13 protein-coding genes are annotated in these 13563 nt (G+C 64.1%); 7 read left to right on the top strand and 6 right to left on the bottom strand.

Annotation, left to right across the window (positions count from 1 at the left end; genetic code table 11):
• Window positions 1-97: 97 nt before the first annotated feature.
• Window positions 98-1114, bottom strand: a complete 1017-nt coding sequence (locus tag PJW05_RS07830) for a flagellar protein MotY (protein WP_271411150.1) — start codon at window positions 1112-1114, stop codon at window positions 98-100.
• A gap of 167 nt (window positions 1115-1281) precedes the next feature.
• On the opposite strand from PJW05_RS07830, the gene pyrC reads away from it, so the two are divergent.
• Window positions 1282-2328, top strand: a complete 1047-nt coding sequence (pyrC, locus tag PJW05_RS07825) for a dihydroorotase (RefSeq protein WP_271411149.1) — start codon at window positions 1282-1284, stop codon at window positions 2326-2328.
• A complete protein-coding gene (rnt, locus tag PJW05_RS07820; protein ID WP_271411148.1) occupies window positions 2325-2999 on the top strand; it encodes a ribonuclease T in 675 nt (224 codons plus the stop codon). The genes pyrC and rnt overlap by 4 nt, the downstream gene beginning before the upstream one ends.
• An 80-nt stretch (window positions 3000-3079) precedes the next feature.
• Here rnt and PJW05_RS07815 read toward each other — a convergent pair whose 3' ends face one another.
• Window positions 3080-3682: a peroxiredoxin gene (locus tag PJW05_RS07815; protein ID WP_271411147.1), complete on the bottom strand. Its 603-nt coding sequence runs from the start codon at window positions 3680-3682 to the stop codon at window positions 3080-3082.
• 269 nt (window positions 3683-3951) lie between these two features.
• Between PJW05_RS07815 and PJW05_RS07810 the strand changes: the two genes are divergently transcribed.
• From PJW05_RS07810 to PJW05_RS07800, 3 genes are all read left to right on the top strand, one after another.
• Window positions 3952-4170, top strand: coding sequence for a bacterioferritin-associated ferredoxin (locus PJW05_RS07810; RefSeq protein ID WP_271411146.1), 219 nt, complete (start codon window positions 3952-3954; stop codon window positions 4168-4170).
• A 203-nt stretch (window positions 4171-4373) separates the two neighbouring features.
• Window positions 4374-4844, top strand: coding sequence for a bacterioferritin (bfr, locus tag PJW05_RS07805; RefSeq protein ID WP_271411145.1), 471 nt, complete (start codon window positions 4374-4376; stop codon window positions 4842-4844).
• 239 nt (window positions 4845-5083) lie between these two features.
• Entirely contained in the window at window positions 5084-6286 is a 1203-nt protein-coding gene (locus tag PJW05_RS07800; RefSeq protein WP_271407857.1) for an ISL3 family transposase, read from the top strand.
• A 51-nt stretch (window positions 6287-6337) separates the two neighbouring features.
• Here the strand turns inward: PJW05_RS07800 and grxD are convergent, their stop codons facing one another.
• The 4 genes from grxD to PJW05_RS07780 form a co-directional block, all read right to left on the bottom strand.
• A complete protein-coding gene (grxD, locus tag PJW05_RS07795) occupies window positions 6338-6664 on the bottom strand; it encodes a Grx4 family monothiol glutaredoxin (protein WP_044870651.1) in 327 nt (108 codons plus the stop codon).
• 93 nt (window positions 6665-6757) lie between these two features.
• Complete coding sequence (locus PJW05_RS07790; protein WP_271411144.1) at window positions 6758-8866, bottom strand: molybdopterin oxidoreductase family protein; 2109 nt, start codon at window positions 8864-8866, stop codon at window positions 6758-6760.
• A gap of 135 nt (window positions 8867-9001) precedes the next feature.
• Window positions 9002-9439, bottom strand: a complete 438-nt coding sequence (locus tag PJW05_RS07785; protein WP_271411143.1) for a hypothetical protein — start codon at window positions 9437-9439, stop codon at window positions 9002-9004.
• Between the two features lie 203 nt (window positions 9440-9642).
• Window positions 9643-11166 carry a sensor domain-containing diguanylate cyclase gene (locus PJW05_RS07780; protein WP_271411142.1) on the bottom strand — a complete coding sequence of 508 codons (1524 nt, stop codon included), beginning with the start codon at window positions 11164-11166 and terminating at the stop codon, window positions 9643-9645.
• Window positions 11167-11537: 371 nt separating this feature from the next.
• Between PJW05_RS07780 and argF the strand changes: the two genes are divergently transcribed.
• Together argF and PJW05_RS07770 are read left to right on the top strand one after the other, a co-directional pair.
• Complete coding sequence (argF, locus tag PJW05_RS07775) at window positions 11538-12455, top strand: ornithine carbamoyltransferase (RefSeq protein ID WP_271411141.1); 918 nt, start codon at window positions 11538-11540, stop codon at window positions 12453-12455.
• Window positions 12452-13561, top strand: coding sequence for an ABC transporter ATP-binding protein (locus tag PJW05_RS07770; protein WP_271411140.1), 1110 nt, complete (start codon window positions 12452-12454; stop codon window positions 13559-13561). The genes argF and PJW05_RS07770 overlap by 4 nt, the downstream gene beginning before the upstream one ends.
• Window positions 13562-13563 lie beyond the last annotated feature (2 nt).

The raw sequence follows: 13563 nt of genomic DNA, 5'->3' as shown, positions 1-13563 counted from the left end.
CCGTGATTCTACTGACCCTGGCGGCCAAATTACAGTGGCGCGACAGCTTATGACGACGAGGCGACAGATTCTGTCGGCGTCACGACGAATGGCGCGATCAAGAACCGGCCGGCGGCTGCGGCCTGGCCGCCCCCTGCTGGGCGCCGGGGGTGGCGGCGGGAGCTCCGGGTGCGGCGGCGGGAACCCCCGGTGCCGTGGGCGCCGGCGCCTCTGCCGGGGCGGGAGCGGGGGCGGGCGCCGCGGGCGATGCTTCCACGGGCAGGTCCACGCGCGACAGCCGGACGGTGACACGGCGGTTCTTCGCACGGTTCGCCGCACTGTTGTTCGGCACCAGCGGATAACGCTCGCCGTGGAAGCGCATGACCATCTGCGCCTCGGGGAAGTCGTTGGCCTTGAAGAAGTCGTACACCGCCAGGGCACGGCGACGCGAGAGGTCGCGGTTGGTCAGGCGGTTGCCGCTGTTGTCGGAGTGGCCATCGATTTCGATGTGGTTGACACTGGGGTCGGCCTTGATGAAGTCGAGCATGATCCCCAGCTTGGCGCGGGAAAGGTCATCCAGCTCGATTCCGTCACCGGGAAAGCCCACCTGGACATGCCTGACCTGATCGAAGTTCACCGGCAGCAATTTGGCGGTGCAGGCGAGGTAATCCTGATAGGCCTGGTTGAACTTCACCGGCAGCAGGCGTACCTCCAGTGCATCGCCGCCCTGCAGGGTGCGATGGCGAACCAGCGGGCTGCGCCCCTCCAGCAGCCCCGTAAGCAGGCGCCCGGCCTGCTGCTGGGAACTGTTGAAGGGCACTTCACCGCCGCCAACGCTGACCACGCCGAGATTGATATCCCCCCTCCCCGGCTGCCAGGGGGCGGCGGCCGCCAGCAAGGTGGCCGAACCGGCCCCCAGCCAGCGCTCGTGGGCCTTCAGGCGGAAGATGGCCTGCTCGCCCGCACGGCGCACGAACTCGCCGGCGCCGAAATCGGTGATGGGCTGCGACAGCCGGCATTCGAACTTGTCGCCCTCGACCTTCCACTCCACCTTCTCCAGGCGCGTCTGGAAGGTGACTGCCATGGCCGGCAGGCTGGCGAACAAGCTCAGGAAGACGAGATAGCGCTGGCGCACGGCGGGCTCCACGGGGAATTGCGGCGTTCCTGCTGGATATCGGTCCCAGGCGGCAAAACTTGAGCGCGGATTTGCCGGCACACATGCCGCGGGCGCAAGCCCCGCGTGCCCCGGAAGGGCTTTTCCGGTAGCATGTCGGCCCAGTTCTGCCCGCCTGGAAGCCCCTCATGTCCGACCGTTTGACCCTCCTGCGTCCCGACGACTGGCACATTCATCTGCGCGATGGTGCCGTCCTGGCCCACACCGTTGCCGATGCTGCCCGTACCTTCGGTCGCGCCATCATCATGCCCAACCTGGTGCCCCCGGTTCGCAATGCCGAGGAGGCCGACGCCTATCGCCAGCGCATCCTTGCCGCCCGCCCGGCCGGCAGCCGCTTCGAGCCGCTGATGGTGCTCTACCTCACCGACCGCACCAGCCCCGAGGACATCCGCGCGGCCAAGGCATCCGGCTTCATCCACGCCGCCAAGCTCTACCCGGCCGGCGCCACCACCAACTCGGACTCCGGCGTCACCAGCATCGACAAGATCTTCCCGGCCCTGGAAGCCATGGCCGAAGTGGGCATGCTGCTGCTGGTCCACGGCGAAGTGACCCGCGGCGAGATCGACGTGTTCGACCGCGAGAAGGTCTTCATCGACGAACACCTGACCCGCGTGGTCGAGCGCTTCCCGACCCTCAAGGTGGTCTTCGAGCACATCACCACCGGCGATGCGGTGCAGTTCGTGCAATCGGCTTCGGCCAACGTGGGCGCCACCATCACCGCCCACCACCTGCTGTACAACCGCAACCATATGCTGGTGGGCGGAATCCGGCCGCACTTCTATTGCCTGCCGATCCTCAAGCGCAACGTGCACCAGGAAGCTCTGCTGGACGCCGCCACCGGTGGCAGCGCCAAGTTCTTCCTCGGCACCGACTCGGCCCCCCACGCCAAGCACGCCAAGGAAGCCGCCTGCGGCTGCGCCGGCTGCTACACCGCCTACGCGGCCATCGAGCTCTACGCCGAAGCCTTCGAACAGCGCAACGCGCTGGACAAGCTGGAGGCCTTCGCCAGCTTCCACGGCCCGGACTTCTACGGCCTGCCGCGCAACACCGACCGCATCACCCTGGTGCGCGAGGAGTGGAGCGCCCCTGCCACCCTGCCCCTGGGCGAGCAGGTGGTCGTCCCGCTGCGCGCTGGCGAGAAGCTGCGCTGGCGTCTGCTGGAGGAGCGAGCGTGAGCGAAGACATCTTCGACGACGAACTGGACGGCAGCCTGCCGTCCGGCCCCCGCCACCCGATGGCGGCGCGTTTTCGCGGCTACCTGCCGGTGGTGGTGGATGTGGAAACCGGCGGCTTCAACGCCGCCACGGACGCCCTGCTGGAGATCGCGGCGACCACCATCGCCATGGACGAGCAGGGTTTCCTCTACCCGGACCACACCCATTTCTTCCGCATCGAGCCGTTCGCGGGCGCCAACATCGAACAGGCCGCGCTGGAGTTCACCGGGATCAAGCTGGACCATCCGCTGCGCATGGCGGTGAGCGAAGAGCACGCACTGACGGAAATCTTCCGGGGCCTGCGCAAGTCGATCAAGGCCAATGGCTGCAAGCGCGCCATCCTGGTCGGCCACAACGCCAGCTTCGACCTCGGCTTCCTGAATGCCGCGGTGAATCGGACCGGTCTCAAGCGCAACCCCTTCCACCCGTTCTCCAGCTTCGATACCGCCACCCTGGCCGGCCTCGCCTATGGCCAGACCGTGCTGGCCAAGGCCTGCCAGGCCGCCGGCATCGACTTCGACGGGCGCGAGGCGCATTCGGCGCGCTACGACACCGAGAAGACCGCCGAACTGTTCTGCGGCATCGTCAACCGCTGGAAGGAAATGGGCGGCTGGATCGACGACGAGGACTGACTCCGCGTCGAAACCCAGACATGAAAAAGCCCGGCGGATGCCGGGCTTCTTCTTTGGCTTGAGAATCGCGCCGCAGCGTATTACAGGCTGTTGGCATTCTCGGCCAGGTACTGGGCAACGCCTTCCGGAGAAGCGGTCATGCCCTTGTCGCCCTTCTTCCAGTTGGCCGGGCAGACTTCGCCGTGCTCTTCGGTGAACTGCAGGGCGTCGACCAGACGCAGCAGCTCATCCATGTTACGGCCCAGCGGCAGGTCGTTGACGATCTGGGAACGCACAACGCCATTCTTGTCGATCAGGAAAGCACCACGGTAGGCCACGCCGCCTTCGGACTCGACGTCGTAAGCCTTGGCGATTTCGTGCTTCATGTCGGCAGCCAGGGTGTACTTGACCGGGCCGATACCGCCCTTGTCCACCGGGGTGTTACGCCAGGCGTTGTGGGTGAAGTGGGAGTCGATCGACACGCCGATCACTTCCACGCCGCGAGCCTGGAACTCGGGAATGCGGTGGTCCAGGGCGATCAGCTCGGACGGGCAGACGAAGGTGAAGTCCAGCGGGTAGAAGAACACCAGGCCGTATTTGCCCTTGATGGCTTCGGACAGGGTGAAGCTGTCGACGATCTCGCCATTGCCCAGAACGGCGGCGACGGTGAAATCCGGAGCCTGCTTGCCTACGAGTACGCTCATTCCATGTCTCCTAGTTGTCATGAGTAATCGGTGGGGTGGGGCACAGCCTGGCCGACCTATATGGCGGCGCCGTGACACCCGTTTCCAAAAGGACGGGCAATCATACACGCCCCGCCTGGTGCTTTCGACTCCCTGGCCAAGGCCCTCGGACTGACGCCGATCAGCCGTCGAACCCGTCTACTCCGCCGCTTTCAAGCACAACTTTGACAATCATTCTCATTACTATTAGTATCCCTCACATCCAACCACACCCTGAGTCTCGAGTCGCCATGTACGTCTGTCTCTGTCTAGGTGTCACTGACGGTCAAATTCGCGAAGCCATCTACGAAGGCTGCTGCAGCTATCGCGAAGTGCGTAACGCCCTCGAAGTGGGTACCCAGTGCGGCAAGTGCGCGTGCCTCGCCAAACAGGTCGTCAAGGACACCCTGGCGGAGGTACAGAGCAGCCAGAGCGCCCTCGCCTACCCGGCGTCATTTGCTGTCGCCTGACCGCTCGGCGGAAAACAAAAAACCGGACCTCAGCGTCCGGTTTTTTTGTGCCTATATTTCAGACGTTTAGACTTCAAATGTAGAAGTTAAACATTCTTATTAATATTCAAATTCATTTGCAATTCAAGGACTTATATTTGACACGGATAGTTCCGGAGATCAGAATTCGTTAATCATCCATTCTTCACACGGCAGGATTCCAAATGAAAGGCGACAAGAAAGTCATACAGCATCTCAACAAGATCCTCGGTAACGAGCTTGTTGCGATCAACCAGTACTTCCTGCACGCCCGCATGTATGAAGACTGGGGCCTGAAGAAGCTGGGCGATCACGAGTACCACGAGTCCATCGACGAGATGAAGCATGCGGACAAGCTGATCAAGCGCATCCTCTTCCTCGAAGGCCTCCCCAACCTGCAAGACCTTGGCAAGCTGATGATCGGCGAGAACACCAAGGAAATGCTCGCCAGCGACCTGAAGCTGGAGCAGCAGGCCGTGCCGGACCTGAAGACCGCCATTGCCTACTGCGAGAGCGTCGGTGACTACGGCAGCCGCGAGCTGCTGGAAGAAATCCTCGAGTCCGAGGAAGAGCATATCGACTGGCTGGAAACCCAGCTGGGCCTGATCGAGAAAGTCGGTCTGGAAAACTACCTGCAGTCGCAGATGGACGAATAATCCAGCGCACGGCAATAAGCCCCGCCGATGCGGGGCTTTTTCATTTGAGGCCCAAATAAATCAGAATTTCCGCAAGCAGGACCGATTTCAACTGACAACCGTAATTCCGAATAACGCCAAGAACTTCCGGCAATAAAAAAGGTTCTTCGCGGAGTCTGGGGGAAGAGCGCGTTGACAGTCAGGGAAGTGGGTAAATTGGCAGTCGCCAAACGAACCAACCCCCACTCCCTGCTGCCGCCGTGCATCCTATTGATCTTGCCCAGTTCTGGCCAGGCTACGAAGTCGTCGCCTGTCGCCCCTCTGCCGACAACACCCTGCTGATCGAACTCAAGCCTCGAGCCGACGCCATCCCCGAATGTGGGCGCTGCGGCCAAGCTTGTCCGCTGATCCATGAGTGCCGACTGCGTCGGGTACGCGATCGCGACTTGCTCGACCAGCGCGTTCTGCTCCAGGTGCCGGTGCGCCGCGTTGACTGCCTGCGCTGTGGGCGGGTGACCGAGCGGATCGCCTGGCTGGAGCCGGCGTCACGCCTGACGCGGCGCTTGCAGGCCTGGCTCGAGGCTTTGCTGCAACTGCTGCCGATCAGCCACGTCAGCCGCCTCACCGGCTTGCACTGGCACACGCTCAAGCAGCTCGATAAACGTCGCCTGGAAGCCGCCGTCGGCGCGTTCGATCCGGGCGAGGTGCGCCGGTTGGTGATGGACGAGTTCGCCCTGCACAAGGGCCATCGCTACGCCACGGTGATCATGGATGCCGAGCGGACACGGGTGCTGTGGGTGGGGCATGGCAACAGCCGTGAGGCGATTCGTCCGTTCTTCGAGCTGCTCGGCGAGCGCTGCCAACAGATCGAGGCGGTGGCGATGGACATGAACACCGCGTTCGACCTGGAGGTGCAGCGGCATTGCCCGCAGGCCGAAGTGGTGTACGACCTCTTCCATGTGGTGGCGCGCTACGGCCGCGAGGTGATCGACCGCATCCGGGTCGACCAGGCCAACCTGCTGCGCCAGGACAAACCGGCGCGCAAGGTGGTCAAGCAGAGCCGCTGGCTGTTGCTGCGCAACCGCGAGAGTCTGAAGGACGGGCAAGCCGTGCAGTTGCAGGAGCTACTCGACGCCAACCAGCCGCTGGCCACGGTCTACGTGCTCAAGGATGCCCTGAAGGAAGTCTGGTACGCCCCCACTGTGCGAGAGGGCTGGCGGCGCTGGCGAAGTTGGCTACGGCATGCTCGGGACAGCGGTCTGGAGCCGCTCCAACGCTTTGCCCGGAATCTGCGCAAATACGCCCGGGGCATCCTCGCCAGCGCCCGCTTCCCCCTGCACACCAGCGTCCTGGAAGGCGTGAACAACCGCATCAAGGTGATCAAACGGATGGCCTACGGCTTCCGGGACTCCCACTACTTCTTCCTGAAAATCAAGGCCGCCTTCCCCGGGAAAGCGCGATGAACCATAAAAAAGCCCCGCACTTGGCGGGGCTCTTTTCAATTCAAGGAGTGATCAGGCGCTGGCCTTGCTCACGGCATCCTTGACCAGAGTCTGCAGCTCACCTTTCTCGAACATCTCGGTCATGATATCGCTGCCGCCGACCAGCTCACCGCCCACCCACAGTTGCGGGAAGGTCGGCCAGTTGGCGTACTTTGGCAGGTTGGCGCGGATTTCCGGGTTCTGCAGGATGTCGACGTAGGCGAATTTCTCGCCGCAAGCCATCAGGACTTGCGCGGCACGCGCCGAGAAGCCGCACTGCGGAGCATTCGGCGAGCCTTTCATGTACAGCAGGACAGTGTTGTTGGCGATCTGCTCTTTGATGGTTTCGATGATATCCATTGGGCACCTCGGCTGAACTTTCCGACTGGCGAGTCGGCAGGATGGCGGCATTGTAACGGAAAGCCGAGCAGTGCGCTCGGGCTTCCCTTGCCTTCAGGCGGCCACCACTTCCACGGGAACGCCATTGAGTGCCGCATTGCCGGACACCATGTCCAGCTGACGCTCGTCGGTCAGGTCGTTGGCGCTGGCGCCCGGCTGCTCGCTGGCAATGCCCATGCGCACGCCGGGACGCGCATGACCCCAGCCGTGGGGCAGGCTGACCACGCCGGGCATCATCTCTTCGCTGGCGCCCACTTCCACTTCGATCACGCCCACGCGCGAACGCACCTTCACCCGCTGACCATCCACCAGGCCACGGACCTCCAGGTCACGCGGGTGCATCAGCAACTGGTGGCGCGGCTTGCCTTTCACCAGACGGTGATAGTTGTGCATCCAGGAGTTGTTGCTGCGCACATGGCGCCGCCCGATCAGCACCAACTCGCCCTCGCGCGGCACCGGCTGCGCGGCGAAGCGTTCGAGGTCGGCGAGCAGAATCGCCGGCGCAGCCTCGATCTTGCCGCTGGCCGTTCTGATCCGCTTGGCAAGGTTAGGCTTGAGCGCCCCCAGGTCGAGCCCATGGGGATAATCGCGCAGACGAGCCACGGAAAGCTTGTGCTCGGAGCGGTCGCCGTAGGGACCGGCGCGCAGCCCCATGTCGATCATCTGCTCCGGCGCCAGGGTAGGTTTGAGTTCGCCACCGGTCCGCGCGGCGAAGGCCTTGGCCAGGCCGACGAAGATTTCCCAGTCATGCAGCGCACCTGCTGGCCTCGCCAGCACCGCGTCGTTGAAACGGGTGACGTTGCGCACCGCGAAGAGGTTGAAGGTGGTGTCGTAATGCTCATGCTCCAGGGGCGCGGTGGGTGGCAGGATCAAATCCGCGTAGCGGGTAGTCTCGTTGATATAGAGATCGACGCTGAGCATGAACTCCAAGCCATCCAGCGCCTGCTCCAGCTGCCGCCCGTTGGGCGTGGACAGCACGGGGTTGCCGGCAACGGTCACCAGCGCCCTCACCTGCCCTTCGCCTGGAGTCAGCATTTCTTCGGCCAGAGCCGCCACCGGCAGCTCGCCACCGTACTCGGGCAACCCGGATACGCGGCTCTGCCAGCGATTGAAATGCCCGCCGGAGGTGGCCGCCACCAGGTCGACGGCGGGCTCGGTGCAAATCGCGCCCCCCACCCGGTCGAGGTTGCCGGTGACCAGGTTGATCAACTGGATCAACCACTGGCAGAGGCTGCCGAAGGCCTGAGTGGAAACGCCCATGCGGCCGTAGCACACCGCGCTGTCGGCGGCGGCGAACTCCCGCGCCAACCGGCGGATCTGCTCCGCCGGGATACCGCAACGCAGGCTCATGGCTTCAGGGGTGAAATGGGCAATGGCCTCCCGCACCTGCTGCAAGCCGTCCACTTGCAGGTGCGTGGCGCGTCCCAGGCCTTCCTCGAACAGCGTGTTGAGCAGGCCGAACAGCAGCGCCGCGTCCTGTCCCGGCCGCACGAACAGATGCTGATCGGCCATGGCGGCGGTTTCGCTGCGCCGCGGGTCCACCACCACCAGCTTGCCGCCCCGCGCCTGCAGCGCCTTCAGGCGCTTCTCCACGTCCGGCACGGTCATGATGCTGCCGTTGGAAGCCAGCGGATTTCCGCCGAGGATCAGCATGAAGCGGGTGTGGTCGATGTCGGGAATCGGAATCAGCAAGCCATGGCCATACAGTTGCTGACTGATCAGGTGGTGAGGCAACTGGTCCACCGAAGTGGCGGAGAAGCGCCCGCGGGTCTTGAGCAGACCGAGGAAGTAGTTGCTGTGGGTCATCAACCCGTAGTTGTGCACGCTGGGATTGCCCTGGTACACCGCCACTGCATTGTTGCCGTGTCGGGCCTGGATATCCGCCAGGCGCTCGGCAACCAGGGCGAAGGCCTCGTCCCATCCGATCGGCAACCATTCGCTGCCGGCGCGGCGCATCGGCTGGCGGATGCGATCGGGGTCATTCTGGATATCCTGCAGGGCCACGGCCTTGGGGCAGATATGGCCGCGACTGAAGCTGTCCTGGGCATCGCCCTTGATCGAGAGGATACGGCGACCGCCATCATCCTGGTCCTCGGTTTCGATGGTCAGGCCACAGATGGCTTCGCAGAGATGGCACGCACGGTGATGGAGGGTCTTGGTCATGGCCTGGCCTCTATTCTTGTCCGAGACGATCGGTCGGGTCGCGAAAGCAAGACTATGGAGCCAGATTCACCGCTCGGCCAGCAGGGTCAGCGCCATGAATCGGCAGGCATCAGGCCTGCCGATCCACCTCAGGCGTTAATGGATGGACTTGATGGTGCCCTTGTTGCCGGTCACCTTGGCAATGACCTTCTTGAAGACGAAATAGTCCTGGACGGTCAGCTCATAGCGCGGGGCGACGATCAGATCGGCGCCCGAGGCCTTCACGGCCTTGTAAGCCGCGGCGGCTTTCACGGCGGAAATCGGATCGGGACCGAAGGGCAGGACGCCGCTGGAGTCGCCGCCATAGGTCACGCCATCGGCGAACTGGGAGTCGCCACCGAAACGCAGGACGCTGAACAGGATATTCACTTCGGACTGTCCGCTGATCTGCTCACCCACGGCAACGTCTGCCTTCAGACCGGTCTTCACGCTCCCGTTGAGCGGCGTGGCCGGCTGGCTGACGTTGTAGCTGCTGCAACCGGAAAGAACGGCGAGGGCTGCAGTCAGCGCAGCGGGGACGAGGAACTTCTTCATCGATTTCTCCATGGAAATATAGGTCTCTGATCGGTTCCGCAGATTTTCCTTACGCGGACACCGGTCCCTGAATCGCAGGCGATTCTGGGACGCGCCACCCTAGCAATGGAGACTGCGGCACATCAGGCCATGAAGTCCGAAAAGCCCATGGGAAATTTCCTGATCGGTCCGCAACCGGGCTCGCCAGCCTCTCCAGCTGGACCTCAAGGGGCCGGGTCGGCCAGGCAGACCCTGTTGCGCCCGGCGTTCTTGGCCCGGTAGAGCGCTCCATCGGCCATTTCCAGCAGTTGCTGTGGACCGTCGGCCTCAATGGGCACCAGGCTGTGCACACCGATGCTCACGGTCACCACGCCGGCGGGGCTGTCGGTATGGACCAGTCCCTGCTCGTAGACCGCCTGGCGAATCCGTTCCGCCACCAGCCGGGCACCCGCCAGGTCGGTATGCGGCAGCAGCACGGCGAACTCCTCCCCGCCGTAGCGCGCCACGGTGTCCCCGGCCCGCACCTTGAAGCGACGCAGCACATCGCTGACCGCCTTCAGGCAGACATCCCCTGCCTGATGGCCGTAGCGATCGTTGTAGGCCTTGAAGAAATCGACATCGATCATCACCAGCGCCAGCGGCGTACCGACGGTGGCGGCACGGTGAAACTCCATCTGCAGCGCCTGGTCGAACTGTCGCCGGTTGGAGATGCCCGTGAGGCTGTCGCGATTGGCCAGGTGGAACAGCTCGCGGTTTTCCCGCGCGATGGTCTGGGCCGCGTCCATGCGCTTGCGCAGACGCGTCACCAGGCTGCTGCCGACCAGGATCAACGCCAGCACCAGCAAGGCCACCAGGCTGCCTACCATCGCCGCCTTGCCTCCCCACTCGGCGAGCACCTCGTCGCGGGACATCGAGACCACCACCACCAAAGGGAAATGATCCAGCGCCCGATAGGCATAGACCCGGTCCACGCCATCGAACAGCGAGATACTCGCGCCCACGCCCACGGGCGAGCGCTTGAGGTCGGACTGGAACAGATGCCCGCCGGACATGTTCACCCCGGTGGAGCCAGGCGTATTGGCGCGCCGGTAGATGACCGTGCCGTTGTTCATGGCGATCAGGATGGTGCCCTGCCGGCCTATGTCGAAGAGTTTGTAGAACGCACGGAAGTGATCGATGCGGATGCCCGCCACCACTACCCCGGCAAACCGGCCGTGCTCGTCGTTGAAGCGACGCGACACCGGCAGCACCCATTCGCCGGAAAAACGACTGAGTACCGGATTGCTCACCTGGGTATCGCGACTCATCGAATGGAGATGATGCTGGAAGTAGGCCCGGTCCGAATTGCTGGCATCGGGCGTCGGTGGCGGAGTGGTGGTGTGGAGCCAGCGTCCATGGGCGTCGAACACGAACACGCCGGCCAATTGCGAGGTGCGCTGCTTGTAGGTCATCAGCAGTTCGTTGATCACCGCCGGGCTGTTCTCCCCGCGCTCCAGCAGCTTCACCATGCCCGCGAGGATGATGTCGGCCTCCTTGAGCGATTCCTGGGCGTGCTGGGCAATGGAGTAGGCCAGGTTGGCATTGGCCTTGTCCGCTTCGCGCAGGTAGAGCTGCTTGGAGTCGAGCACCTGCAGCAGGCTGACCAGAATGGCGCCCAGCCCCGCCGCCACCAGCAGGGCGTAAGCCAGCCAGAGGGAACGCCGCGTTCCCGGATTACCCTGGTCGGGATCCGGACCGGTTCCTACCATCCCTTTCGCTCCTCACGCTTTTCAACCTGGGCTCACCTTAGACAAGCCGGTAGGCTGAAACAATCTGGCATTCCGCTGATTGCCAGACGTGCCAATGCCGTTGTACAACTTCGTCCTTGCCCGGAGCGCCAGGCCAGAGCGGCCCCGACCCTCGGCGCACCCAGCCCCCCGGAGCGAATCCCCTCGCGGGCGCATCGCCATGAACGGCACGGCTTCCGGCACATATTGGAAAACCGCGACATTTCCTTATAAGATCGCGCCTTCCCCCTAAATCGTCGCTTCGTGCGGCCTCATCCGCCGTCCCGCCTGCTTTGTTCCCGCAACACCCGGCCAGGACTCGCGGCCAGTGACAAGAAAGAAAGGTAGTAACCATGAGCGCTAGGCATTTTCTCTCCCTGATGGACTGTACTCCCCAGGAGCTGAACAGCCTGATCCGCCGAGGCACCGAGCTGAAGGATCTGCGCAACCGAGGCGTGCGTTACGAGCCCCTGAAAAGCCGCGTGCTGGGCATGATCTTCGAAAAGGCGTCCACCCGTACCCGCCTGTCCTTCGAGGCCGGCATGATCCAACTCGGCGGCCAGGCCATCTTCCTGTCGCCGCGCGATACCCAGTTGGGTCGCGGCGAGCCGATCAGCGACTGCGCCATCGTCATGTCGCGCATGCTCGACGCGGTGATGATCCGCACCTTCGCCCACAGCACGCTCACCGAATTCGCCGCCCACTCGCGGGTACCGGTGATCAACGGCCTCTCCGATGACCTGCACCCCTGCCAACTGCTGGCCGACATGCAGACCTTCCTCGAGCATCGCGGCAGCATCCAGGGCAAGACCGTGGCCTGGATCGGCGACGGCAACAACATGTGCAACACCTACATAGAAGCGGCCATCCAGTTCGACTTCCAACTGCGCGTCGCCTGCCCCGAAGGCTACGAGCCCAACGCCGCGTTCCTCGCCCAGGCGGGTGACCGCGTCCGGATCACGCGGGACCCGCGCGAAGCCGTGGCCGGCGCTCACCTGGTCAGCACGGACGTCTGGACCTCCATGGGCCAGGAGGAAGAAACGGCCAAGCGCCTGGCGCTGTTCGCCCCCTACCAGGTGAACAAGGCGCTCCTCGACCTGGCGGCGGAGGACGTGATATTCATGCACTGCCTGCCGGCCCACCGAGGCGAGGAAATCAGCGTCGACCTGCTCGACGACCCGCGTTCGGTGGCTTGGGACCAGGCGGAAAACCGTCTTCACGCCCAGAAGGCCCTGCTTGAATTGCTGGTCGAACACGCCCATCACGCATGACTCACGAAATGCTCCTCAGCCTGCGCAACCTCAGCTGCGGTTATCACGACCAGCAGGTTGTGCGGGGCCTGAATCTCCATCTCAACGCCGGTGACATCGGCTGCCTGCTGGGCCCCTCGGGCTGCGGCAAGACCACCACACTGCGCGCCATCGCCGGCTTCGAGCCGGTGCTGGAAGGCGAAATCGAGCTGGCCGGCGAGGTCATCTCCCGCGCCGGCTTCACCCTGGCGCCGGAGAAGCGACGCATCGGCATGGTGTTCCAGGACTACGCCCTGTTTCCCCACCTGACCGTGGCCGACAACGTCGCCTTCGGCATCCGCAAGGAGGCCGACAGCGCGCGCAAGGTCGACGAACTGCTGGAACTGGTGAAACTGGGCCACCTGGCCAGGCGCTACCCCCATGAGCTGTCGGGCGGCCAGCAGCAACGGGTTTCCCTGGCCCGCGCCCTGGCGCCGGAGCCCAGCCTGCTGCTGCTCGACGAGCCCTTCTCCAACCTCGATGGCGAACTGCGTCGCCGCCTCAGCCAGGAGGTCCGCGAGATCCTCAAGGCGCGCGGCACCAGCGCCATCCTGGTCACCCATGATCAGGAAGAGGCCTTCGCCGTCAGCGATCACATCGGCGTGTTCAGGAACGGCCTGCTGGAACAGTGGGATACGCCGTATAACCTCTACCACGAGCCCCTGACCCCCTTCGTCGCCAGCTTCGTCGGCCAGGGCTATTTCATCCGCGGCCAACTGGTATCCGCCGACGCGGTGAACACCGAGCTGGGTACCATCCGGGGCAACCGCGCCTACACCTGGCCCCAGGGGGCGGCGGTGGATGTGCTGCTGCGCCCGGACGACATCGTCCACGCACCGGACAGCGACCTGCGCGCGCGGGTGATCGGCAAGACCTTCCTCGGCGCCGCGACCCTCTATCGCCTGCTGCTCCCCACCGGCAGCCAGCTGGAGTCCATTTTCCCCAGCCACGCCGACCACCAGCCCGGAGAGGATGTCGGCATCCGCATCGCTGCCGACCATCTGGTGGTGTTCCCCGCCCAGGGCAGCGTCGCCGCCCATTTCACACCCCAGGAATCCGGCGTGCGCCGCATCAGTGGCGCACTCTGAAA

Source organism: Pseudomonas sp. Q1-7, from assembly GCF_028010285.1.
In the GTDB taxonomy this organism is placed as follows: Bacteria; Pseudomonadota; Gammaproteobacteria; order Pseudomonadales; family Pseudomonadaceae; genus Metapseudomonas.
Note: the sequence above shows the minus strand (reverse complement) of the source record. Positions and strands in the feature narration are given on the sequence as shown.

What these genes read in the sequence shown, in the direction of transcription:
- pyrC (WP_271411149.1), top strand. Translation starts at nt 1,282, where the DNA reads ATGTCCGACCGTTTGACCCTCCTGCGTCCCGACGACTGGCACATTCAT.
- PJW05_RS07815 (WP_271411147.1), bottom strand. Translation starts at nt 3,682, where the DNA reads ATGAGCGTACTCGTAGGCAAGCAGGCTCCGGATTTCACCGTCGCCGCC.
- PJW05_RS07810 (WP_271411146.1), top strand. Translation starts at nt 3,952, where the DNA reads ATGTACGTCTGTCTCTGTCTAGGTGTCACTGACGGTCAAATTCGCGAA.
- bfr (WP_271411145.1), top strand. Translation starts at nt 4,374, where the DNA reads ATGAAAGGCGACAAGAAAGTCATACAGCATCTCAACAAGATCCTCGGT.
- grxD (WP_044870651.1), bottom strand. Translation starts at nt 6,664, where the DNA reads ATGGATATCATCGAAACCATCAAAGAGCAGATCGCCAACAACACTGTC.
- PJW05_RS07790 (WP_271411144.1), bottom strand. Translation starts at nt 8,866, where the DNA reads ATGACCAAGACCCTCCATCACCGTGCGTGCCATCTCTGCGAAGCCATC.
- PJW05_RS07785 (WP_271411143.1), bottom strand. Translation starts at nt 9,439, where the DNA reads ATGAAGAAGTTCCTCGTCCCCGCTGCGCTGACTGCAGCCCTCGCCGTT.
- PJW05_RS07780 (WP_271411142.1), bottom strand. Translation starts at nt 11,166, where the DNA reads ATGGTAGGAACCGGTCCGGATCCCGACCAGGGTAATCCGGGAACGCGG.
- argF (WP_271411141.1), top strand. Translation starts at nt 11,538, where the DNA reads ATGAGCGCTAGGCATTTTCTCTCCCTGATGGACTGTACTCCCCAGGAG.
- PJW05_RS07770 (WP_271411140.1), top strand. Translation starts at nt 12,452, where the DNA reads ATGACTCACGAAATGCTCCTCAGCCTGCGCAACCTCAGCTGCGGTTAT.